This is a genomic window from Jannaschia helgolandensis (assembly GCF_900109285.1).
GTDB lineage: Bacteria > Pseudomonadota > Alphaproteobacteria > Rhodobacterales > Rhodobacteraceae > Jannaschia > Jannaschia helgolandensis.
Genome location: NZ_FNZQ01000007.1, coordinates 140,534 through 163,959, shown reverse-complemented (window position 1 = coordinate 163,959; position 23,426 = coordinate 140,534). Strand labels below are relative to the sequence as shown.

The 23,426-nt window shown below is 61.6% G+C and carries 24 protein-coding genes; 3 read left to right on the top strand and 21 right to left on the bottom strand.

The window, feature by feature from the left end:
* Positions 1-220 precede the first annotated feature (220 nt).
* From lpxB to pyrH, 13 genes are all read right to left on the bottom strand, one after another.
* Entirely contained in the window at positions 221-1,363 is a 1,143-nt protein-coding gene (gene lpxB, locus BMY38_RS15945; protein ID WP_092764702.1) for a lipid-A-disaccharide synthase, read from the bottom strand.
* Positions 1,360-2,136: an LpxI family protein gene (locus BMY38_RS15940; protein ID WP_092764700.1), complete on the bottom strand. Its 777-nt coding sequence runs from the start codon at positions 2,134-2,136 to the stop codon at positions 1,360-1,362. Before BMY38_RS15940 ends, lpxB begins: the two co-directional genes overlap by 4 nt.
* Positions 2,133-2,930 carry an acyl-ACP--UDP-N-acetylglucosamine O-acyltransferase gene (gene lpxA / locus BMY38_RS15935; protein WP_092764698.1) on the bottom strand — a complete coding sequence of 266 codons (798 nt, stop codon included), beginning with the start codon at positions 2,928-2,930 and terminating at the stop codon, positions 2,133-2,135. The genes BMY38_RS15940 and lpxA overlap by 4 nt, the downstream gene beginning before the upstream one ends.
* Complete coding sequence (gene fabZ / locus BMY38_RS15930) at positions 2,927-3,379, bottom strand: 3-hydroxyacyl-ACP dehydratase FabZ (RefSeq protein ID WP_092764696.1); 453 nt, start codon at positions 3,377-3,379, stop codon at positions 2,927-2,929. The genes lpxA and fabZ overlap by 4 nt, the downstream gene beginning before the upstream one ends.
* 63 nt (positions 3,380-3,442) lie before the next feature.
* On the bottom strand, positions 3,443-4,057 hold the full coding sequence (locus BMY38_RS15925) for an OmpH/Skp family outer membrane protein (protein ID WP_092764694.1): 615 nt from the start codon (positions 4,055-4,057) through the stop codon (positions 3,443-3,445).
* The gene (gene bamA, locus BMY38_RS15920; protein WP_245737648.1) at positions 4,057-6,405 is read right to left on the bottom strand and encodes an outer membrane protein assembly factor BamA; all 2,349 of its coding nucleotides are present in this window, start codon (positions 6,403-6,405) and stop codon (positions 4,057-4,059) included. The genes BMY38_RS15925 and bamA overlap by 1 nt, the downstream gene beginning before the upstream one ends.
* 160 nt (positions 6,406-6,565) lie before the next feature.
* Entirely contained in the window at positions 6,566-6,691 is a 126-nt protein-coding gene (locus tag BMY38_RS18590; RefSeq protein ID WP_281243238.1) for a hypothetical protein, read from the bottom strand.
* Positions 6,692-6,847: 156 nt separating this feature from the next.
* A complete protein-coding gene (gene rseP / locus BMY38_RS15915; RefSeq protein WP_092764692.1) occupies positions 6,848-8,182 on the bottom strand; it encodes an RIP metalloprotease RseP in 1,335 nt (444 codons plus the stop codon).
* Positions 8,183-8,198: 16 nt separating this feature from the next.
* The gene (dxr, locus tag BMY38_RS15910) at positions 8,199-9,368 is read right to left on the bottom strand and encodes a 1-deoxy-D-xylulose-5-phosphate reductoisomerase (protein ID WP_092764690.1); all 1,170 of its coding nucleotides are present in this window, start codon (positions 9,366-9,368) and stop codon (positions 8,199-8,201) included.
* On the bottom strand, positions 9,369-10,232 hold the full coding sequence (locus tag BMY38_RS15905) for a phosphatidate cytidylyltransferase (protein ID WP_092764688.1): 864 nt from the start codon (positions 10,230-10,232) through the stop codon (positions 9,369-9,371).
* A complete protein-coding gene (gene uppS / locus BMY38_RS15900; protein ID WP_092764686.1) occupies positions 10,229-10,957 on the bottom strand; it encodes a polyprenyl diphosphate synthase in 729 nt (242 codons plus the stop codon). Before uppS ends, BMY38_RS15905 begins: the two co-directional genes overlap by 4 nt.
* 205 nt (positions 10,958-11,162) lie before the next feature.
* Entirely contained in the window at positions 11,163-11,720 is a 558-nt protein-coding gene (gene frr, locus BMY38_RS15895; RefSeq protein ID WP_092764759.1) for a ribosome recycling factor, read from the bottom strand.
* A gap of 137 nt (positions 11,721-11,857) precedes the next feature.
* Positions 11,858-12,598, bottom strand: coding sequence for a UMP kinase (gene pyrH, locus BMY38_RS15890; protein ID WP_092764684.1), 741 nt, complete (start codon positions 12,596-12,598; stop codon positions 11,858-11,860).
* A 106-nt stretch (positions 12,599-12,704) separates the two neighbouring features.
* Between pyrH and miaA the strand changes: the two genes are divergently transcribed.
* From miaA to BMY38_RS15875, 3 genes are all read left to right on the top strand, one after another.
* Complete coding sequence (gene miaA, locus BMY38_RS15885) at positions 12,705-13,586, top strand: tRNA (adenosine(37)-N6)-dimethylallyltransferase MiaA (protein ID WP_092764682.1); 882 nt, start codon at positions 12,705-12,707, stop codon at positions 13,584-13,586.
* A 52-nt stretch (positions 13,587-13,638) separates the two neighbouring features.
* Complete coding sequence (locus tag BMY38_RS15880) at positions 13,639-14,481, top strand: helix-turn-helix transcriptional regulator (RefSeq protein ID WP_092764680.1); 843 nt, start codon at positions 13,639-13,641, stop codon at positions 14,479-14,481.
* Positions 14,482-14,544: 63 nt separating this feature from the next.
* Positions 14,545-15,369, top strand: coding sequence for a DUF1206 domain-containing protein (locus BMY38_RS15875; protein ID WP_092764677.1), 825 nt, complete (start codon positions 14,545-14,547; stop codon positions 15,367-15,369).
* 93 nt (positions 15,370-15,462) lie between these two features.
* Here BMY38_RS15875 and BMY38_RS15870 read toward each other — a convergent pair whose 3' ends face one another.
* From BMY38_RS15870 to glpD, 8 genes are read right to left on the bottom strand one after another with little or no spacing between them, the layout of a single operon-like run.
* Positions 15,463-17,181 (bottom strand): ABC transporter substrate-binding protein, encoded by a 1,719-nt coding sequence (locus BMY38_RS15870; protein ID WP_092764675.1) that lies wholly within the window; start codon positions 17,179-17,181, stop codon positions 15,463-15,465.
* Between the two features lie 39 nt (positions 17,182-17,220).
* The gene (locus tag BMY38_RS15865; protein WP_092764673.1) at positions 17,221-17,496 is read right to left on the bottom strand and encodes a DUF2160 domain-containing protein; all 276 of its coding nucleotides are present in this window, start codon (positions 17,494-17,496) and stop codon (positions 17,221-17,223) included.
* Positions 17,489-17,788: a hypothetical protein gene (locus BMY38_RS17960; protein WP_139204728.1), complete on the bottom strand. Its 300-nt coding sequence runs from the start codon at positions 17,786-17,788 to the stop codon at positions 17,489-17,491. Before BMY38_RS17960 ends, BMY38_RS15865 begins: the two co-directional genes overlap by 8 nt.
* Positions 17,788-18,627, bottom strand: a complete 840-nt coding sequence (locus BMY38_RS15860) for a carbohydrate ABC transporter permease (protein WP_092764757.1) — start codon at positions 18,625-18,627, stop codon at positions 17,788-17,790. Before BMY38_RS15860 ends, BMY38_RS17960 begins: the two co-directional genes overlap by 1 nt.
* Positions 18,628-18,686: 59 nt before the next feature.
* Positions 18,687-19,559, bottom strand: coding sequence for a carbohydrate ABC transporter permease (locus tag BMY38_RS15855; protein ID WP_092764671.1), 873 nt, complete (start codon positions 19,557-19,559; stop codon positions 18,687-18,689).
* Positions 19,556-20,629 carry an ABC transporter ATP-binding protein gene (locus BMY38_RS15850; RefSeq protein WP_092764669.1) on the bottom strand — a complete coding sequence of 358 codons (1,074 nt, stop codon included), beginning with the start codon at positions 20,627-20,629 and terminating at the stop codon, positions 19,556-19,558. The genes BMY38_RS15855 and BMY38_RS15850 overlap by 4 nt, the downstream gene beginning before the upstream one ends.
* Positions 20,630-21,715 (bottom strand): ABC transporter ATP-binding protein, encoded by a 1,086-nt coding sequence (locus tag BMY38_RS15845; RefSeq protein WP_092764667.1) that lies wholly within the window; start codon positions 21,713-21,715, stop codon positions 20,630-20,632.
* On the bottom strand, positions 21,705-23,324 hold the full coding sequence (glpD, locus tag BMY38_RS15840) for a glycerol-3-phosphate dehydrogenase (protein ID WP_092764665.1): 1,620 nt from the start codon (positions 23,322-23,324) through the stop codon (positions 21,705-21,707). The genes BMY38_RS15845 and glpD overlap by 11 nt, the downstream gene beginning before the upstream one ends.
* Between the last annotated feature and the right edge of the window lie 102 nt (positions 23,325-23,426).

Genomic DNA, 23,426 nt, shown 5'->3' with positions numbered 1-23,426 from the left:
TGCGTATCTTGATTCAGCTGCTTATACGATGCTTACGCGAGATATATCAGTTTTCCAACCATCTCATCGCTGCCAGTATAAGCAGTCAATTCTTGACCAAGTTTCCTCATTTCCATTCAAAACTGCCCCTTTACTTATCTTCAAAGCGGTAACGCTATATCCTGCCAAGCTATGGGACCCTGCGCGGCAGGGGATAGCCGCGAACCCCGACCTCTGCAAGTCACTTCGCATGGTGGTTTTTCACCTGCGCCAGCACCGACTTTGCGGCGCGCAGGCCTGGTGCCTCGCCACCCCGGCCCAACCGCCGCATCGTCAGCTTCAGTGCCTCGGCCTGCCGCATTCGCTCGGACGGGACCGACATCAGCCGCGCGAAGGCCGTGCCGACAGGGCCGGGCAGACAAGCGGGGCCAAGAAATTCCGGCACGGCCTTTTGTTCGGCCACCAGATTGACCAGCGTGACGGTGTCGATCTTCATCATCCGGCTGATGATCTGCCAACTGAGCCAGCTCATATCGTAGGCAATGACCATCGGTGTGCCCGAGGCCGCCAATTCCAGGCTCACCGTGCCCGAGGCCGCCAGCGCCGCCGTCGCCGCACCGAAGGCGGCGCGTTTCTCCGCCGTGTCGGTCACCACCAGAGGATTGCCGGGCCAGAGCCGGGTCAGGTCGCGCACCATGTCGGCCAGGTGCGGCACGGTTGGTACGACCACGCGGGCGTCCTTCGGCAATTGCTCCAGGGCGCGACCGAAGACCGGCGCCAGCCGCGAAACCTCGCCCCGCCGTGACCCTGGCAGGACAAGGGCGATGCCGTCACCTTGGGCCGCCTTGAATAATGCGATTTCCGCATCGGTTGCCTGCGGCTCGGACACGACCGGGTGGCCGACGAAATCGCAGGTCATCCCGGCGGCTTCCATGAGGGGCGGCTCGAACGGCAACAAGGCCAAAACATGGTCGATCGAACGCGCCATTTTTGCCGCCCGCCCTTTGCGCCATGCCCAGACAGACGGAGCGACATAGTGGATCGTCCTGAGCGTCGGAGTGGCGGCCCGGGCACGGGACGCGACCCGCAGGCAGAAATCGGGGCTGTCGATGGTCACGAGGGCGTCCGGCTGCATCTCGGTAATTGCGTCAACCGCCTGATCTCGTCGGCGAAACAGGTCGGGCAGACGGGGCAGCACTTCGGACAGACCCATGACCGACAGAACCTCCATCGGGAACAGGCTTTGCAAGCCTTCGGCAATCATTTCCGGACCGCCGATGCCCGCGATCCCGATCTCCGGCTCCAGCACACGCAGGCCACGCATCAGCGCAGCACCCAATCGGTCGCCCGACGGCTCCCCGGCGATCAGAAACAGCCGCGTCACTGGGTCCACGTCGTCAGAAACAGTCCGGTCCTGGTCAGGCGATGCGTCATTTCCTGTGCGTCCAGAACCAGAATGTCGTCCTGCACCACCGCGATACCTGACAGACCCGCAGCTGCAGCTCCGGTCACAGTATCCGGGCCTATGGTCGCCATATCGACACGGCGGTCCTGGCGGGCCTTTGCCGCTTTGAACAAAACGCCGCCAACAGGTCCATCGAAATGCCTCAGGCTGGCCAGCATCCAGTCGGTTCCCGGCATCGCCTCAATGGACAGCACCTGCCCCCCCGCGACGACACAGCCCTGCCCGACGTCCAGCGGGTCAAGGGCAGCGTGAACCTGCATGGCGCGCGCTATATCCTTCCTGTCACGATCCGAAGGGGTGCCCTGCACAGGGACAACCAGAAGCGACGGCAACACGTCCTGCGCGGCAATAACGTGTAGCCCCGCCTCCTCGAATATCTCCAGTACGACCCGCAATGCCGAGTCGTCACCTGCCTGCAAAGCCTGCATCATGCGTGGAACCAGCGGCAATGTTGCCGCATCGATAGCCGATGGGTCTAACAGGGGGCGTGCGATCCGGCCAGCAAAACAAACCTCGGTCACGCCATTCGCCTGCAACGCGGCGATGAAACTGCCCAGGCGTTCGATGCGGAACGGTTGCGACGACACATCGTCCGGTGCAAATCCGTCGAGATGGTAACAAATGGCATCGGGTCTTGCGCAGGCCAGTAACTGCGGCAGCGCCCCCTGCCCTGCAATCAGTGCCAGCGTCACTTCGGAACCAGAAAGCTGCGATCCGAAGCACCGGTGATGAAATCGACCATGCGCCGGACGTAATCGCTATCGGTTTCGTCGCCAAGACGGCGAGCGCGTTCCAGAAATGTGCCCTCTCCCTGTTTCAGGGTCAGCAGCGCGACCCGCAATGCCTGTATGTCCGCGCGGTCAACGCCCCTGCGCTTCAACCCTACGAGATTGAGTCCGTCCAGCTCGGCCCGCGGGCCGGTCACGAGGCCATAGGGAACCACGTCGTTCGTCACCATCGACAGCGCACCGATGATTGCGCCCTGCCCGATGCGCACCCATTGATGAATACCCGACAGCCCACCGATGATGACGTCGTCCTCGATTTGGCAATGGCCCGCCACGGCAGTCTGGTTCACCACGATCACACGATTTCCGATACGACAGTCGTGCGCGATGTGGCATCCGGCCATGAACAGGCCGTCGTCGCCCACCACCGTCTCGCCGCCGCCCTGTGCAGTGCCGGTGTTCATCGTCACATGTTCACGGATGCGATTGCGCGCGCCGACGATCAGTCGCGTCTTTTCGCCGCCAAACTTCAGATCCTGCGGCACTTCACCTATTGACGCGAAGGGGAAGATAACCGTGCCGTCACCGATCTCGGTCTGCCCCGTGACGACGACGTGGCTGCGAACGTCGACGCCCGTGGCCAGAACGACTTCGGGACCAATTAAGGTAAATGCGCCGACCGAGACGCCCGCGCCGATCTCCGCGCCGTCTTCGATCACGGCTGACGGGTGGATCCTGGCCGTCGGATCAATGCTCACTTCGGCAGATCCATCATTGCGGTGAAATCGGCCTCAGCCGCCATTTCGCCGTTCACCGTCGCTTCGCCGTGGAAACGCCAGACCTTGGCGCCGGGCTTGCCGCGGGTGACATCGACTTTCAGTTCGAGCACGTCGCCGGGGATGACCTTGCGACGGAACTTGCAGCCATCAATCGCCATGAAATAGACTAGGAATTCCTTATCCGCCAAATCGTTGGACACACCCACCATGACTGCCGCCGTCTGCGCCATCGCCTCGATAATGGTGACGCCCGGCATGATCGGAGCGCCGGGAAAATGACCCTGAAAGTGCGGTTCGTTGAAAGTCACGTTCTTGATACCGCATGCCGAAGTATTGGCGACGATATCGCGCACCTTGTCGATCAGCAAAAAGGGATAGCGATGCGGAATGATCCGCTGGATCAGGTGAATATCGGCTTCGGTGGTCATGCGCGGCCCCTTCGTGTTGCGATCGGCAGTTAACGTGCGGCAGGCGGTCGGGGCAAGCGTGGGCTATTTGCCGGGGGCAGCGCCGGGGGTGGGACGGGGTTCGGGTATGGTTCGATCCAGAAGCCCGCTGCCGTCCCCCAGCATCGCGTCGATCCGAGTTTGCGCCAGCGCGGTAATATCGACCTGATCGGCGGACGCGATGACAATCCGCCGGTCCAGGATCACCAGGGCGCCGGTTTCGCGGGCCAGATCCACCAGAACCGGGTTGGCACGCTCGAAGAATATCTGCTGTGCGCGCTCGGTCTGTTGTGTAATGGCGCGGGCCTTTGCGTCCTGCGCCTGTCGGATCCCGGTAACGCGGCTGTCGAAGTCGTCCGCAATGGTGCGGAAAGCAACGACGTCCATTTCGTCGCGTCTTATGGTCAGAGCGCGTTCCTCGGCCTCCAACTCGGCCTCGATACGGCGGTTCTCGGCGGCCAGTTCGGTCGAGGCCGTCTCGATATCGCGGGCAACCCGCCGTCCGAACAAGCTGTTGCTGAACAATGTATCACGGTCCAGAACCACAACCGCCGATTGCGGCACGCCCACGGCCTGTGGTGGGTCGACCGCCTGCTGCGCCGACCCCGAGCCCGTAGCGCAAGCGACAATGGTCGCCAGCAACAGCCCGGCACGCCGCATCAGAACCGCGTCTGGATCGTCAGGTCGAACGTCTGCTCCCGGTCAAACGACCGCTTGTTGATCGCGCGGGTAAAGTTGAAGCGCAGCGGACCGATCGCCGTATCCCAGAGAACACCAACCCCAACAGCCGAATTGAGATAAAAGTCGTCATCCACATTCGAGCCAGCAGGAATGTCGTCCAGCCCCCAGACCGACGCCATATCGAGGAACGTAGCACCCGTTATTCCATATTCCTCCGGAATGAACCCAAGGGGAAACTGCGCCTCGAACCTTGCAGCGACGAAATAATTGCCGCCCAGCGTCGCATCGTCGAAGTTCAGGTCGCGCGGACCGATGCCGCCCGACTCGAAGCCGCGAATGATCGACTGATTGTTAAAGAACCGGTTCGAGCTGCGCGAGATGCCATCGCCAAGCGACGTCAGAACGCCGCCTTCGAAGGTGCCGTTCAGGGTCACTTCGTCGTTGCGAACGGTGCGCTGGGCCGACGCCAGAAACGTCGTTTTGATGAATTCCTCGTCCCCGCCAACGCCCGCGAACTGCTGACCGAAGCGCAGGCGAACACCGCGCGTCGGGTCCAGACCGGTATTGATCGTGCTGTAGGTATAGTTATAGCCGACCGAAGAAGTGATCGCCTCGCCGACGTCGGCCAACAGAACAGGCGACAACGTGGTCCCGGACCGTTCGGTCAGTTTGTCGGTAGCAAAGCTGTAGTAGGTGTTCAGGCGGCTGAATTCGCCGACGGGAAACTCCAGCCCGGTGCGGAAGCCGGCGCTGCGCGAGTCGAAGGTCCGCGAATCCTGCGAGCTTTCGCTGTAGAAGATCGAGAATGACAGCGCCAGATCGCGGTTCAGGAAAAACGGCTCCACGAACGTGAGGTTCGAAGCTGAATTTTCCGAGCCGGTGTCGATCGAAAAACTCAGGATCTGGCCGCGCCCCAGAAAGTTCGTCTCCGAGAAGTTGAACGATACGCCGACGCCGCTTTCGACGGAGTAATTCGCACCGAACCCCAGCGATCCAGTGGGCTGCTCCTCGACGTTGACGTCGACGATGACGGACTCTGGCGTCGTGCCTTCACGTGCCTCCACGTCGGCCTGACTGAAATACCCCAGGGCGCGAATGCGTTCGGCCGAGGCGCGAATTTCGCGTGGGTTGAACGGATCGCCTTCGACGGTATCGAACTGGCGGCGGATGACCCGGTCCAGCGTCGTGGCATTGCCTTCGATGTCGATCCGCTCGACGAACAGACGCTCGCCGCGTTCCAGAACGAAATCGACATCCAGCGTCCGGGCGGCATCGTTGCGCGTGATCTGGGGCGTGGCCCGCACGAAGGTCAGGCCCTGCCGCGTAGCCAGAAGCTCCAGCCGCTGAATCTGCCGCTCGATTGACTGCGGATTGAAAATATCGCCGGGCTTTACCCGAACTTCGGCCTGATATTCCGGCACGTTGATATCGGGAAGGGTCGATACGGCGTTGACCTGACCGAAGCGGAATTGCTGCCCCTCCTGAATGCGGAACGTCAGGAAATAGGCGTCGCGGCTGGGCGCAAGTTCGGGCGTGGCGGACAGGACCTGAACATCTGCATATCCGCGCGACAGGTAGAAATCGCGCAGCAGTTGCGTGTCCAGCGCGACCCGGTCGGCGATGAAGGTGTCCGAGCCGATGAAGGTGCGGAACAGACCGGCCTGCTTGGTTTCCAGGATGCGGCGCAGGCGGCGGTCGGAATAGGCGCGGTTCCCGACAAAGCTCAGACGCTCCACTTCGGATACACGACCTTCGGCGATTTCGAAAACCAGATCGACGCGATTATCGCTGCGACGGATGATCTTGGGCTGCACCGTGGCGGACAACCGTCCCTCGATCGCGTAAGCTTCGCTTATTGCGGCGGCATCGAGTTCGGCCTGTGCCGGGGAATAGACGCGACGCACCTGACTTCCGATCAGCGTCTCGATCTGTTCGTCCTTGATGCGATTGTTGCCTTCGATCGAAATGCGGTTGACCGTCGGATATTCGTTCACGATCACCAGCAGCTTGGACCCCTGTGGCACGATTTCGACCGTCTCGAACAGACCCGACGCCTGAAGCCGCTGAAAGCCATCGTTCAATTGGCCTGCGGAAATCGGCTGCCCCGGCGTCACGCCCAGCGTGGACAGGACCGACGCGGTTTCGATGCGGGTGTTGCCCTGTACTTCGAAGGTCTGGAACTGGAAGGTCTGCGCTTGTGCCGCTCCGGCCATCAGAACTGCGCCAAGCAGGGCCAACAGCGTCAGCCGCAAGCCGTAAATCCAGGATGTGAGGATGGAGGTTGCCCCCCGACCGACGCCATTCTGCGCCTTGCCGTGCTCGATCATGTCTATACCGCCCCGTTACGACATTCTTTGGAATGTCACTACCGAACGGTGGATTGCATGTCAAAGCGACAAAGCCCCGGATGGGGCCTTGGTTACGTGAATTGTTTCATGTGTGCGCAAAGGGTTTCTGCGCAACTCCCTCAGCCGTTTGTTCCGTCTATCAGAGCGACTGGACCCACGCCGCCAGCAGAACCGCACCGAGAATGGCGAAGGCCGACAGAAAGCGGTCGATGTTCAAGCCCATGAAGACCGAGAGGCCACGATATCCATTTTGCATTTGGCGCATGGGACAACCCTTTAAAAACATGTCCCTCTTGATGCCGCCGGAATGGGGCGGGATTGGGGCGACCATCGGGCGATTTCGGACCGTTTCGGTTGCTGAACCGTAAACAAGCAGATGGCGGGGCGAAGGATTGCCCGCACCCGCGCCGCTATCCGCCCATCATGCGCAGGTCAGATCGTTAAACAATGCGAACACCATAAGTGCCCCCATCAGTGCGATTCCGATCATCATCAAGATCCGCACCGCATTGTCCGACGGCGGCTTGCCGCGCACCGCCTCATAAGCGTGGAACACCAGATGTCCGCCGTCCAGCACCGGTATCGGGAACAGGTTCAGCATTCCCACTGCTGCCGACAACAGCGCAATGAAACCGATGAAGGTCGCGGCGCCGTGGCTGGCAGCGACCGCACTGGTCTGGGCAATTCCGATCGGCCCCGACAGGTTGCAGGTGCTGATCTTGCCGGTGATGATGTAGCCCAGCGACGATAGCGACCGACCCAGGATCGACCAGACCTGCTGACCGCCGAAACTGATCGCCTCGATCGGGCCGGACCGGACGGTCGCAGGCTCGAACGCGAGAGAGCTGGTGATGCCGATCAGGGCGCGCCGCTCGAACCCGCCATCGGGCAGCGGCACATCGCGCATCCGCGGTTGCAGAATGAAGTCGAGGATTTCGCCGTCGCGCCAGGCCGTCAGCGTGACTGTCCCCCCGTCCGCCGCCTTGACGACCGCTTGCAGGTCCGAGAACGAGTAAAGCGGGTTACCTTCAGCCGTCAGGATGACATCGCCAGGACGCATCCCGATATCCCAGGCGGCAGATCGCGGCTGCACCGTATCGGCGCGCGCGGGCATCGGTGGCGTCGCCTCGACCTCAATCACGGATCCGTCGCGGAGCACTTCATAGGGCAGCAACTGGACCGACGGCAGATCGCGCACCACATTGTTCAGATCTGCGAATGTTTCGATCGGATTGCCAGCAATCGACAGGATCTGATCGCCCGGTTCCAGTTGGATCATCTCGGACGGAAGCAAAACAGTCTGGCCGACAGTGGGCATTTCGGTCGGACGCCCCAAGAACATGACCATCCCTGCGAATAGCAGGATCGACAGGATGAAATTGAATACAGGACCCGCCGCGACAGTCGCCGCGCGGCGCCAAAGCGATGCGCCGGTCATGGTCTGGGCGCGTTCCTCGGGCGTCATTTCCTCCAACGTGCCGTCATCGCCGACCGAAGCGGCATTGCCGTCGCCACGAAACTTGACGTATCCGCCCAGCGGCAGCGCCGCCATCTGCCAGCGCGTGCCGTGCCGGTCCATCCGCGAAAACAGGATCGGGCCGAAGCCGATGGAAAAGACATCCGCCTTGATCCCGCACCAGCGTCCGACAATGTAATGACCGTATTCATGGATAGCGACGATGATGGACAAGGCCAGCACAAACGCGAGGATCGTCCAGATCAGGCCGCCGAACTGCGGGATGATGTCTGCAAACATGTAAGGTCTTTCCTGCTCAGGCGGCGCGGAGGGTCTGCGCAAGCTCCTGCACGATGGCTCGCGTCATTCGATCGGTGTCCTGCACCATATCGAGTGAAAGCATGGCAGCTTCAAGGCTTCCCTGCCCGTCCAGCCGATCAAGTGTCCGTTCGACCAGCGGTGCCATGTCGGTAAACCGGATGCGGCGGTCGATGAAAAGGTCCAATACATGTTCTTTTGCGGCGTTGAACGCGGCCCCTGCGAGTCCGCCCCTTGCCATCACGAAATCGGCCAACGCCAGCGCCGGATAACGCGCCGCGTCGGGCGCGTGAAAATCGAGGCGGGCAATATCCGCAAGGTTCAGCCGCGCCACCGGCAGCGCCGCGCGGTCGGGCCAATTGAGCGCATAACCGATGGCATGTCGCATGTCCGGCGCGCCAAGATGTGCCATCATTGCTCCGTCGACGAACTGCACCAACGCATGGATCAGACTTTGCGGGTGAATGATGGTTTCGATCTGCGAACGGTTTAACCCGAAGAATTCCTTCGTCTCGATCAATTCCATCGCCTTGTTGAACATCGATGCGGAATCGATGGTGATCCGCTGGCCCATGTCCCAGTTCGGGTGCGTACCGGCCTGATCCGGTGTCGCCTCGGCCAATTTGTCCAGTGGCATATCGCGCAAGCCGCCGCCCGATGCGGTGATGACAACTTTCTCGACCGCTGCGATGTCTTCGCCCGCAAGTGCCTGAAACACGGCGGAATGCTCACTGTCGACCGGCAAAATTGTCGTGCCGTGCCGCGTCGCCTCGGCCATCAGAATCGGCCCGGCACAGACCAGGCTTTCCTTGTTGGCCAGCGCGACCGTCGTGCCATGTCGCAGGGCGCGCAGTCCGGGGGCCAGACCGGCCACCCCGACGATGGCCGACATGATCCAATCGGCAGGGCGGTCCGCCGCTTCCTCCAGCGCGGCAGTCCCGGCGGCGGCTTCGATACCGGTGCCGGCCAAGGCCTCGCGCAGTGAGAAGAGTTGATCGTCAAAAGCTGTGACAGCAACATCCGCCCGCAGGCGGATCGCGTCGGCGGCCAACAAGGCGACGTTGTGTCCGCCGGTCAATGCCACGACATCGTAATCACCACGTCCAATCAGGTCGAGAGTGCTTTGACCGACCGAACCGGTCGCGCCGAAGATGGAGACGCGCTTCATCTAGACCCCCGGAACCGGCGGAAATTCCATCAGCGATTCAATCACCAGTAGCATCAATGCTGCGCCCAGCATCGCATCGAACCGATCGAACAGCCCGCCATGGCCCGGCAGCAGATTGGAGCTGTCCTTGACGCTGGCCTTCCGCTTGACCGCCGATTCCGCGATATCGCCCATCTGCGCCATCATGGCGAGAGCTATGGAAATGCCGATCGTTTCCCACCCCGCATTCTGCCAGACGACCCAGACCCAGCCGACCAGTCCCGCGCCGATCCAGCCCGCGATGGTGCCGGACCAGGTTTTCTTGGGGCTGACGCGCGGCCAGAACTTCGGCCCGCCCAGCATCCGGCCCGCGAAATACCCCGCCACATCGGACATCACGACGACGGCGATCAGCCAGATCATCCAGATCAGACCGAACTGCGCCAGATGCTGCGTCAGCGCCAGACCGGCCAGCACGATGGCGGCGGAAAACCCGACCATGATCCGGCGGTCGTTGCGGATGAACGCAATCGCCGTCATCGGCACCAGCATCAGAAGCGGCAGGCCGAACCCGACCGGCATGATGTTGGCCACGAACAGCGCGACGCCGCCCACGACCGCCATCAGCCGCGCGCGTTTCCGCCCGCAGCGTAGCATCGTCGCCAACTCCCACAGCATTACCGCGACGCAGATGGATATCACCGTCACGAACCAAAAACCGCCCCCCCAGATCGCAACACCGCCGATCACCAGCAGAAAGAGCGCGGTTCCCATGCGCGGCGCTAGATCCTGAAACCGTCCCGCCACCTGTGGTTCGATCGGCGGGTCGAGGGTGAAATCGAACAACGGCGGTTCGTCTTCGGGGAGGTCGGAAGGATCGGTCATGCCTTGACACCTCCAAAGCGGCGATCTCGGCTGCCATAGCGGTCCAGAACCTCTTCGAACTTCGCGCGGGTGAAGTCGGGCCAGAGCGTATCGACGAATTCGTACTCGGCATAAGCCGATTGCCACAGCAGGAAATTCGAGATCCGCGCCTCGCCACTGGTGCGGATCACCAGGTCTGGGTCGGGCAGGACATGGGTATCCAGATAGCGCGGCAGCGTTTCGTCGGTGATTGCGTCCGGGTCCAGTTTACCATCGGCTACGTCACGGGCCAGACGCTTTGTGGCGCGCGCCACCTCGTCCCGGCCACCGTAGTTCAACGCAATGGTCAGGTGACAGCGAACGTTATGCGCGGTCAGCGCTTCGATCATGTCCATCAGACCGCGCAGCTTCTTGTCCAGACGCAGGCGGTCGCCGATGAACCGCACCCGCGTGCCTTGCTTCAACAGGGTCTGCGCTTCACTTTCTATATACCGACGGAACAACGTCATCAGGCCCGACACCTCGGCCTGAGTCCGCTTCCAGTTTTCGGTCGAGAAAGCGAAGATCGTGACGTACTCAACCCCCAGTTCGGGACAGGACTCGACGATTTCCCGAACCCGGCGCGCGCCCGCCCGGTGGCCCAGAAGACGCGGCCGACCCCGCTGTTCCGCCCAGCGACCATTACCATCCATGATGAAGGCAACGTGCCGGGGACCGGGTCTGGAAGCGGAAACGCCCTTACTCATCGTCTGATCCTTCGTTCCGGCGTCAGCCGGGACTGGCAATACCGGACCGCTCCCGCGACCCAAAGTCTCGCCAATGTCCGCAAGGCATCCAGGCCAACGGGTCATGCGCAGGCTCGCGGTCTGTCTGCATCATCCGGGGCTCCGCTCTATATGTGCTCAAACGATCCATCGGATCGCTTGCTGTCCCTGTGGGTCAGTTCAGCATTCAAACCTGCATGATCTCGGCTTGCTTGTCGTCCAGCGCCTGATCCACCTTCTTGATGTATGCGTCGGTCATATCCTGCACTTCCGACTCCCACATTTTAGCTTCGTCTTCGGCCAGCCCGTCGGCCTTCTTGATCTTGTCCATACCGTCACGGCGGATGTTTCGGATCGCGACGCGCGCGCCTTCGGCATATTGGCCGGCGACCTTGGTCAAGTCTTTGCGGCGCTCTTCGTTCAATTCAGGAATCGGCAGCATAATGATTGTGCCGTTGAGCTGCGGATTGATGCCCAAGCCACTCTCTCGGATGGCTTTTTCCACTTTGCTGACAAGCCCCTTGTCCCAGACGTTCACGGTGACCATGCGCGGCTCGGGGACGTTGACGGTGCCGACCTGGTTGATCGGCGTCGGGCTGCCGTAGGCATCGACCATCACCGGCTCCAGCATCGAAGCCGAGGCCCGGCCCGTCCGCAGGCTACCGAATTCGGTGCGCAGGTTGGCCAGCGTGCCGTCCATGCGACGGGTCATGTCAGCAGTGTCGAGGTCGAATTCTTCGGCCATTCCCAATTCTCCGTCAGGTTCGTCGTCGCCCGCTTTCATACGGCCCGCGAGAGTTCTTGTATAGATGCAGGGCGGGCCGGTCCTGCCGCGCTTGTGCTTGGTTAGATATGGATAATTGTGGAAGGCTGTCGGCGACCTCAGCCCTCGACACGGGTATAGGTGCCTTTCCCCGCGAGAATTCCCCGGAAACCACCCGGCTCGTCCAGCGAAAAGACGATGATCGGAAGGCCGTTTTCACGCGCCAGGGCGATGGCCGACGCATCCATGACCTTCAGGTGCTTCTGCAACACTTCGTCATAGGTGATCGTCTCGTATCGCACGGCATCGGGGTGTTTTTCGGGATCCTTGTCATAGACACCATCGACCTTGGTGCCCTTGAAGATGGCGCCGCAGGACATCTCGGACGCGCGCAGCGTTGCCGCCGTGTCGGTCGTGAAATACGGATTGCCTGTTCCGGCGGCAAAGATCACGACCCGCTTTTTCTCCAGATGCCGCACAGCGCGGCGGCGAATATACGGTTCGCAGACCTGATCCATCGGAATGGCCGAAATGACCCGAGTATGGATACCAAGGCTTTCCATCGCGCCCTGCATTGCCAGCGCATTCATCACTGTGGCCAGCATGCCCATGTAATCGGCTGTCGTCCGCTCCATCCCCTGGGCACTGCCCTGAAGGCCGCGGAATATATTGCCGCCGCCGATCACCATGCAGATCTCGACGCCCATTTCATGGACAGATTGCACTTCGCGGGCGATGCGTTCGACGGTCGGGGGATGCAGACCGAAGCCTTGCGGCCCCATCAGCGCCTCGCCGGAAATCTTGAGCATTACACGCTTGAGGGGCTTTGCGCCTGCGGTCCCGGTGTCCTGGTCCTGCATCCTGGGCTCCCCTCGTGGCCGTTGCGGTGACGGGTATGCCGGATTAACCGGGAACGGGCAACCGCAACCGACAACATCCAGAATGACATGAAGAACGCGCCACAAGATGCTGCAATTTATAGATGATATACCCAAAGATCGTCCGGTCCTGATCGCTGGACCGACGGCATCTGGCAAGTCTTCGCTGGCGCTGGCGATCGCGCGGCGGGGCGGCGGGCGCATCGTGAATGCCGATGCGCTTCAGGTTTTTGCCGACTGGCGCAGCCTGACGGCCCGTCCTTCTCCCGAGGAGGAGACGCTGGCCCCGCACGCTCTGTATGGTCACATCGAATGGATGCGTGCCTATTCCGTGGGCGACTGGCTGCGCGACGTCACGCCATTGCTCGGCGGGATGCGTCCTATCGTGGTCGGCGGAACCGGCCTTTACTTTCGCGCCCTGACTGAAGGTCTGGCCGACATTCCCCCTACGCCCCCGGACGTCCGGACCGAGGCGCAGGCCCGGTTGGTCGACATCGGTCTGACCGCACTGGCTGCGGAGTTGTCGGACGACGTGCGCGTTGATCTGGACCTGTCTAATCCGATGCGTGTCATGCGAGCCTGGGAAGTGGCGCGGCACACTGGCCGGTCGATCCGCGACTGGCAGGCCGATACGCCGCCGCCTTTGGTGCCGCTGGCGAAGGCAGTGCCGCTGATGATCGACGCGCCGAAGGACTGGCTGACGCCCCGGATCGAACGCCGTTTCGATCTGATGCTGGACGACGGCGCGCTGGATGAGGCGCGCGCGGTTCTGCCGAACTGGGACCCCGGACTGAATGCCGCGCAGGCCATTGGCGCGCCGGAGCTGATCTCGTATCTGCGCGGCGAAATCGACCTTGCGGCAGCCCGCGAACAAGCAATCATTGCCACCCGCCGTTATGCCAAGCGACAACGCACGTGGTTCCGTGCAAGGCGGGCAGGCTGGACGCTACTGGACGCAGAAGACATCTGACGACATTTTGTTTCTTTGACAGTCGTGTCCCGCCCGTGGTCCCCTAGGTTTCATGTCGCGCATCCGCCTCTTCGAATCGCGGGATCTGTCCGAGGCCGAGCGTCTGACAGGTCTGACGCTGGAAATGGTCACTGCGCTCAAGCGGCATGGCCGCTGGCGGCGCACCCTGCCCCATGTCGAACCCCTGCCCGTTCTGATCTGGATTCAGCGAGGCCAGGGTCGCATCACCGTTCTGGGACGCACCCGCGGGTTCGGACCGGCAACCGCCATCGCCCTGCCGCCGGGGACACCTTTCGCGCTAGTGCCGGGGACGATGACCGAAGGCACGCTGATCCGTATGCCCGCCCTGTTCGAGGCTCCACTTCCTGACACACCGCGTCATCTGCGACTGTCGGATGTCGCGGTGCAGGGCGAGTTGTCCGGCCTGATCGACCGCTTGGGACGGCACGGCGACCTGGCAGATCCGCCCGCCGGGCGTTCGGCACTGGGTCGGGTGATCCTCTTGTCGGCGCTGGTCGAACGCGAGGCGCGGAAGGTCGAGGCTCCGCCGACGCCCCGCCCCGCACAGCTTGCGGCGCGCTTTGCCCGCGCGGTCGAGGCGCATCTGGGCAGCTGCGTCACACTGGAGAATATCGGCGCGGAACTGGGCGTCACCGCGACCCATCTGACCCGCACCCTTCGCGAGACCGCGGGAATGACAGCGGCGGCCTATATGCAGGCGCGCCTGATGCACGAAGCGCGCCGCCGCCTGTCGGACACCGACGCGCCCGCGGCAATGATTGCGGCCGACCTGGGATTCAGCAGTCCTGCCTATTTCACGCGGGCCTTCGGGCGTGAGACCGGGCAGACGCCATCGGCCTTTCGCGCCGAGGCGCGGCGGGTCGCATCGATCTGATCGGAACCGATATAGGGTTGCCGGACGTTGTTACGCGTAATCCCGTCTCAGGAGGCCCCTCGAATGTCCGATTCAAGCTGGACGATTCCGATCATGCGCACGGGCTATGCTGGACGCGGCATCACTTATCTGGCGGTTGCGGGCCTTTCGCTTTTCGCGATTTGGCGCGGCGGCGACGCGAAGGGCACCAGTTCCACCATGGAGGCGCTGTCGGGTTCGATCTGGGGGGTTCTGACGCTCTGGCTTATCGCGCTCGGTTTGGCGGCCTACATGATGTGGCGGCTGGTGGATGCATGGAACGATCTGGAGGATTACGGGACTGACGCCAAGGGCATCGTGTCGCGCATCGGAATGGCCACGACCGGGTTGGTTCACGGAGCGCTGGCCGGATTGGCGGCCTTTGCTGCACTCGGCATCGAGGGAAGCGGCGGCGGCATTCCGGGCTTCGTCTCGGCAGTCCTGGGCTGGCCGGGTGGATGGCTGATCGTCGGCCTTGGCGGCCTTCTGACCTTTGGCGCAGGCGTCTATGAAATCCGCAAAGGCGTCAAGGCAAGCCACCGGAAACATCTGGCCGCAAATCCGTTCACCGAAAATTGGGACTGGGCCATCCGGACAGGCGTTATCGCGCAGGGTGTGCTGATCGTGATCATCGGTGCATTCCTGGTGTTCGCCGCCTGGACGGGACAGGCCGGCGAAACCGGCGGCGTCGAACGGGCATTCGATTTCCTTGAAAATCAGTCATTCGGTAATTTTCTGGTGATTGCGATCTGTATCGCTCTGATCGGGTTTGCCTTCTATTGCTTCGTCAACGCCGCTTATCGCGTTATCCCCAAGGCATCCGATCCCGACCTGAAGACCGTGGCGGCAAAGCTCCGCGCGATGGGCTGACGGGCGCGCTGACCGCCGGACATCCATTACAAAAAAAAGGCCGGGGCGCAAAATACGCCCCGGCCCGTGTCATCGGATCAGTGGATCAGTGGATCACTGGTTCCACGACTGGATCAGCTCGTCGTAGCTGACGGTGATGGGCTCTTCATCCTCGTTCTCCAGCTTCGGCTGCGGTGCGCCGGGCTGGGCGAACCAATACTCCGCATCCCGCTCTTCGTTCAGGACCGGACCCAGGTCTCCCTGGATCCCGGCACGCTCCAGACGCTCCAGCACGCTTTCCTGATCGGCGCAAAGGCTGTCGAGTGCTTCCTGTGGGGTCTTCGCACCGGACATTGCGTCGCCGATGTTCTGCCACCACAGCTGCGCCAGCTTGGGATAGTCAGGCACATTGGTTCCGGTCGGCGACCACTGCACGCGCGCGGGCGAGCGGTAGAATTCGACCAGACCGCCCAGCTTGTCGGCCCGCTCGGTGAAGGATTCGTCCTGAATCGTCGACTCGCGGATGAAGGTCAGGCCCACATGGGACTTCTTCACATCCACCGTCTTGGAGGTCACGAACTGAGCATAGAGCCAAGCGGCTTGCGCCCGATCCACCGGAGTGGATTTCATCAGCGTCCACGATCCGGCGTCCTGATAGCCGATCTTCTGTCCTTCCTGCCAGTAAACACCGTGCGGCGAGGGGGCCATGCGCCACTTGGGCGTGCCGTCCTCGTTCATCACGGGCAGGCCGGGCTTTACCGTGTCGGCGGTAAAGGCGGTGTACCAGAACATCTGCTGGGCGATGTTGCCCTGCGCCGGAATCGGCCCGGCCTCGCCGAAGGTCATTCCCATGGCGGTCGGCGGCGAGTACTTGTTCAGCCACTCGATCGCCTTGGTCACGGCGTAGACCGCAGCCGGGCCGTTGGTGTCGCCACCGCGCGCCACGCAAGAGCCGGTCGGCTGGTTGTTCTCGTTGACGCGAATACCCCATTCGTCGACCGGAAGGCCGTTGGGTTCGCCGACGTCTCCGGCACCGGCCATGGACATCCATGCGTCGGTATAGCGCCAGCCAAGCGACGGGTCTTTCTTGCCATAGTCCATGTTGCCGAAGACGTCGCCTTCGACGCCCAGACGGCTGAGATCACGACCGGTGAAGAATTCGGCGATGTCCTCATAAGCGGACCAGTTCACCGGAACGCCCAGCTCATAGCCATACTTCTCCTGGAAGTCGGTCTTGTTCTGTTCGTCGTTGAACCAGTCGTACCGGAACCAGTAAAGGTTCGCGAACTGCTGCGTCGGAAGCTGATAGAGCTTGCCGTCGGGTCCGGTTGTGAAACTGGTGCCGATGAAATCGTCGACGTCCAGCGTCGGCGACGTCACATCGGCGCCTTCGCCTGCCATCCAGTCGGTCAGATTGCGAACCTGTTGATAGCGCCAGTGGGTGCCGATCAGATCGCTGTCGTTGACGTAGGCGTCATAGATGTTCTCGCCCGACTGCATTTGCGTCTGCAGCTTCTCAACGACATCGCCTTCGCCGATCAGGTCGTGGTTCACCTTGATGCCGGTGATTTCCTCGAAGGCCTTGGCCAGCACCTGCGACTCGTACTCGTGCGTGGTGATGGTTTCCGAGACGACGTTGATCTCCATGCCCTGATAGGGCTCGGCCGCGTCGATGAACCATTGCATCTCGGCTTCCTGCTCTTCGCGGGTCAGTGTCGACAGATCGCCGATCTCCGCATCGAGGAAGGCCTGCGCGGCTTCCATGTCGGCAAAGGCGGGTGCTGCGAACAGCGCCAGGGCCAGTACCGAGGTTGTTGTAAGGGTCTTGTTCATGTGTTCCTCCCTGAACGTGTGAACGATGGAAACGGGCCGTCAGACCCAGCGGAAGACCGCTGCGGCATAGACGGCACAGACGACCAGCGCGCCCCATTGGGGCAGACCGCTGAGACCGAGCCAGGCCAGATTGATGAAGGCCGAACCCAGAAGCGTGATGAACAATCTGTCACCACGTGTCGTTGCGATCCGGAGGATGCCGGTGCGAGGCGTCTCCGGGAATTTGATGGCGAGCACCGTGAAGGTCAGCAGGATGCCCGCAATGATGATGAAGAAGGTTGCGGTGGGCCAGGTCCAGGCCATCCAGTCAAGCATGGGGAGCCTCCTTGCCACTACGAACATTCACGTGCACAGGCACTGAAAAGGAAATGCGGTTCGCCTTAGTTCGCTCCACTTCACCACCAGCCTCGGCAATCTGCATAACTCGCAAGCCACTCTTTGCAGATGCATCCGTTGTCACATCTGCCTCGAATGAAATCGGCCTTTCGGTCCAGATTGATTTTCCTTCGATACTTGCTGGAGCGACCGCAGAGTCTTCGTTCTCCGCAGCACGAACGCCTTCCAGAATTTCCTGGGTCGAAGTTTGGATGAAATCTCTGAGTTCCATCATACCCTCCCCAGGGCAAAGCCCTTGGCGATGTAGTTGCGCACGAAATAGATCACCAACGCCCCCGGCACGATGGTCAGGACACCCGCCGCCGCCAGCACGCCCCAGTCGACGCCCGACGCGCCGACCGTGCGGGTCATCGTCGCGGCGATGGGCTTGGCATCGACCGACGTCAGCGTCCGCGACAGCAGCAGCTCCACCCAGGAAAACATGAACGAGAAGAACGCGGCCACGCCGATGCCCGAGGCGATCAGCGGTGTAAATATCTTCACGAAGAAGGTCGGGAAGGAATAGCCGTCGATATAGGCCGTCTCATCGATTTCTTTCGGGACGCCGCGCATGAACCCTTCCAGAATCCAGACTGCCAAAGGCACGTTGAACAGCGTGTGCGCTAGCGCCACTGCGATATGGGTGTCGAATAACCCGATGGAGGAATAGAGCTGGAAGAACGGCAGCGCGAATACCGCAGGCGGTGCCATCCGGTTGGTCAGCAGCCAGAAGAACAGGTGCTTGTCGCCCATGAAGCTGTAACGGCTGAAGGCATAGGCCGCAGGCAGTGCCACCGCGAGGCTGAGCACCGTGTTCATCACCACGTAGATGATCGAGTTGACGTAGCCCATGTACCAACTGGGGTCGGTCAGGATCGTCTCGTAATTCTCGAGGGTGAAATTGCGCGGCCAGAGCGAGAACGCGCCCAGAATTTCCGAGTTTGTCTTCAGGCTCATGTTCAGCAGCCAATAAATCGGCAGCATCAGGAACAACAGGTAAAGTCCCATTACGATAAGCGATCCGGAGGGCCGGAAGCGGCGCGAGCGCGTCCGCGACCCGGTCATGGTCATCGACTTTGCTGTCACGTCGCCCGGCAGAGGGGCGGCGCCGGGGGCTGCGGTATCGGACATCATTTGCCCTCCCGTGCATCAAGGGTCGTCATGACCGTATAGAACACCCACGAGATCAGCATGATCACGAGGAAATACATCAGACTGAACGCCGCTGCCGGTCCAAGATCGAACTGACCCAGCGCCATCTTCACAAGGTCGATGGACAGGAATGTCGTGGCATTGCCGGGGCCACCGCCGGTAACGACGAAAGGCTCGGTATAGATCATGAAACTGTCCATGAAGCGCAGCAGGATCGCGATCATCAGAACGCCCGCCATCTTGGGCAGTTCGATATATCGGAACACGGCCCAGCGGCTGGCCTGATCGATCTTGGCGGCCTGATAATAAGCATCCGGAATTGATCTCAGACCGGCATAGGCCAGCAGCGCGACCAGCGAAGTCCAGTGCCAGACATCCATCACGATGACCGTCATCCAGGCGTCGAGCGTGTTCTGCGTATAGTTGTAGTCGATGCCGATCGCGTCGAGCGCATAGCCCAGCAGGCCAATGTCGACACGCCCGAAAATCTGCCAGATGGTGCCGACCACGTTCCACGGGATCAGGAGCGGAAGCGACATGGTGACAAGGCAGAACGATGCCCAGAAGCCACCCTTGGGCATGTTGAGCGCCACGAAAATGCCCAGTGGCACCTCGATGGCCAGGATGATCGCCGAGAACATCAGCTGACGGCCAAGAGCGTTCCACATCCGGTCGCTGGACAACATATCCTCGAACCAGCTGAGGCCCGCCCAGAAGAACTGGTTGTTTCCGAAGGTGTCCTGCACCGAATAATTCACCACTGTCATCAGGGGGATGACGGCGGAAAAGGCGACCAGCACCAGCACCGGCAGCACCAGGAACCATGCCTTTTGATTGACGGTCTTGTTCATGCCCTGCCCTCCACACGCCAGTCGTCGGCGTAAACGTTCACCCCTTCGGGCGCGAACGAGATGTGATCGATATCCGCCGGGATGGTATCCCCCTCGCCCGCTATGGCGCTGACGGGGCGCCCTTCGACGTCCAGCCGGACGATCTTGTGACGGCCGACATCCTCGACCCGGCGAATGCGCGCGGGAATACCCTCGCCGCCCGATTGCAGGCGGATGAATTCGGGCCGCACACCAATCTGCGTCTTGCCCTGCGCCGTGTAGGATTGCCCCAGATCGACCGATGTGTCGCCGACGCGGGCGGTGCGTCCGTCGATCTGCGCGTCGAACAGGTTCATGCCCGGCGAGCCGATGAAATAGCCGACGAAGGTATGCGCGGGCCGTTCGAACAATTCCTGCGGCGTGCCGATCTGGACGACGCGGCCATCATACATGACGACGACCTTGTCCGCAAAGGTCAGCGCCTCGGTCTGATCGTGCGTCACGTAAATCATCGTGTGCCCGAAATCGTTGTGCAGCTTTTTTAACTGGGTTCGAAGTTCCCACTTCATATGCGGGTCGATCACGGTGAGCGGTTCGTCAAAAAGCAGCGCGTTCACGTCCTCGCGGACCATCCCGCGCCCCAGCGAAATCTTCTGCTTGGCGTCCGCCGTCAGGCCGCGTGCCTTGCGGTCGAGACGATCCTCCATGTCGATCATCGAGGCGACCTTCTGGACCCGGCGTGTGATTTCGGCCGTATCCATGCCCCGGTTCTTGAGCGGAAAGGCTAGGTTTTCACGCACTGTCATCGTGTCGTAGACTACGGGGAACTGGAACACCTGCGCGATGTTACGGTCCGCCGTGGGTGCGGTGGTTACGTCCACACCGTCGAACAGCACCCGGCCCTGCGACGGGATCAACAGGCCCGAGATGATGTTCAGAAGCGTGGACTTGCCGCAGCCCGACGCGCCCAGCAAAGCATAGGCCTCGCCGTCAGCCCAGTCGTGGTTCAACTCCTTCAGGGCGAAGTCATCCTCGGACCTGGGTTTCGGCAGATAGGAATGCGCGAGATTGTCGAGTGTGATCTTGGCCATCTACGCAGCCTCCGCATAGGGGGCAGTGGCGGCCAGACGGCCGTCTTCGGAAAACAGGTAAACGCGCGACAGGTCCAGATAAACCGGCAGGTCCTGTCCGGCCCGCAGCTGGCGCACACCGTGGATCAATCCGACCCATCGATCGCCCGCGTGTTCAAGGTGGACGAAGGTTTCCGACCCCGTGATCTCGGTCACGGTCAGCCTGGTATCGAAGCGGACAGCACCAGGAGTCTCCTCCAGCGTCAGGTGATTTGGCCGGAACCCGGCCATATATGTTCCGTCGGGCATGTTGGCCGCCGACCGCGGCACCGGCAGGCTGCCGCCCTTGGCGAAGGTCATCATGTCGCCCTGCTTTTTCAGCGTGAGGAAGTTCATCGGCGGGTCCGAAAACACCCGCGCCGTCGTCGCGTCGGCAGGTTGGCGATAGACCTGCGCGGTCGGACCGAACTGTGTCACGCGGCCTTCCCAGAGCGTGGCGCAATGACCGCCCAGCAACAGCGCCTCCTCGGGTTCGGTCGTCGCATAAACGAAGATCGAGCCGGATTCCTCGAAGATGCGCGGGATCTCGGCGCGCAATTCTTCACGCAGTTTGTAATCGAGGTTGGCCAACGGCTCGTCCAGAAGGACCAGTCCGGCATTCTTGACCAGTGCCCGCGCCAGGGCACAGCGCTGTTGCTGACCGCCCGACAATTCCAGCGGTTTGCGGTTCAGCATCGGGGTCAGCTGCATCAGATCCGCCGTTGCACGGACGCGGCGGTCGATCTCGGCCTTGTCCAGCCCCAGCAATTTCATCGGCGAAGCGATGTTCTCGTAGACGGTCATCGAGGGGTAGTTGATGAACTGCTGATAGACCATCGCCACCTTTCGGTCCTGAACCCGCTGACCCGTCACGTCTTCTCCATTCCACAGGACGCGCCCCCGGGTCGGCTGATCCAGTCCCGCCATCAGACGCATCAGCGATGTCTTGCCGGACAGGGTCGGACCCAACAGGACGTTCATCGTTCCCTTTTCCAGCGTCAGGGACGTCGTGTGAATGTGGGTCTGCGCGCCGACGGTATGCGTCACGCCGTCCAGTTCAAGTGCCACGAGCCTCTCCTCTCTGCCGCTGAGCGGCTACAACGCGGGGCGATCGCGCGTCGGTCAGATATTTATCAAGCGTTGTCACAGCATCCGCGGACATCCGCAGCCCCAGCTTCGACCGGCGCCACAAGATGTCTTCCGATGTGCGCGCGAACTCCCGTGTCATGAGCCAGTCAATTTCGGCTTCCGTCAAGGTTGCACCGAAATCCTGACCCAGATCATTTGCGGTCCGCGCGTCGCCCAGAATCAGGTGCGCGTCCGTGCCATAGGCCCGGATCAGACGCTGCGCCCAAGACAATGTCAGAAACGGATAATCGCGCCGCAAACCGGAGATCATCGCATCGACGCCGTCGACGGCGAAGTTGCCGCCCGGCATCGGCGACCCGGCGGTCCATGGGCCGGGGAGGTCGGCGAACTGCGTGCCGATCTTGTCGAGTGCGCTTTCCGCCAGCCGTCGATAAGTGGTGATCTTGCCGCCGAAGACATTCAGTACGGGCGCACCGGCGCTGGTGTCGACCTTCAACGTGTAATCCCGCGTTGCCGCCGAGGCGGAGGACGCGCCGTCGTCATGCAGCGGGCGGACACCGGAGTAGGTCCAGACAATATCGTCGGTCGAGATCGGCGTTTTGAGATACCCGTTCACGAAATCGATCATATACCGTTGCTCCTCGGGAGTGCAGACCGGCGTATGGTCAGGGGTGTCGTGATCCTGATCGGTTGTTCCGATCAGGGTGAAATCGGTCTCGTAGGGGATGGCGAACATGATCCGCCCGTCAGTCCCCTGAAAGAAATAGCATTTGTCATGATCGAACAGTCGCTTGGTCACGATATGGCTGCCCCGGACCAGCCGCACGCCATCCTTGCTCCTGGATCGGATCGTGTTGCGGATCAGGTCGCCGACCCAGGCCCCTGCCGAATTGACGATCATCTTCGCCCGCACAACGCGCGTCTCGCCAGTCTCGCTGTCTTCCAGCGTGACGTTCCATTGCCCGTCCTGCTGATCGGCGGATACGACCTTGGTACGGGTCAGGATCGTCGCGCCCCGCGCCTCGGCGTCACGCGCGTTGAGGACGACAAGGCGCGCATCCTCGACCCAGCAGTCTGAATATTCGAATGCCGTGGCGAAACGATCGTCCAGTGGCGCGCCTTCAGGACCGGACGTCAGGTCAAGCGTTCTGGTCGGGGGCAGGATGTCCCGGCCTCCCATGTGGTCATACAGGAACAGGCCCAGACGGATCAGCCATGCGGGTCGTCGTCCGCGCATCCACGGCATCACGACGTTCAGAAGGCGAGACGTCGGAGTATCGCTCTCGAACCGCATATCCTTGTGATATGGAAGAACAAAGCGCATCGGCCAGCTGATATGCGGCATGGCGCGCAGCAGGATTTCGCGTTCAATCAGGCTTTCGCGGACCAGCCGGAACTCGAAATATTCAAGATACCGCAGCCCGCCGTGGAACAGCTTGGTCGACGCGGAGGATGTGCCGGACGCGAGATCGGACATTTCGGCCAGAGTGACGGACAGGCCCCGACCGGCTGCATCACGCGCGATACCGCAGCCGTTGATGCCGCCGCCGATCACGAGCAAGTCGCAGGTATCCTCCTCATGTGCCACTCTAGGATCCTCCCAAATCCTCGTTTGCGCTAATCTATCTAACCAAACATCCTCAAAAGGAACAGGATAATTTTCGTTTATGTTCGTTTTTTCCCAATTCAC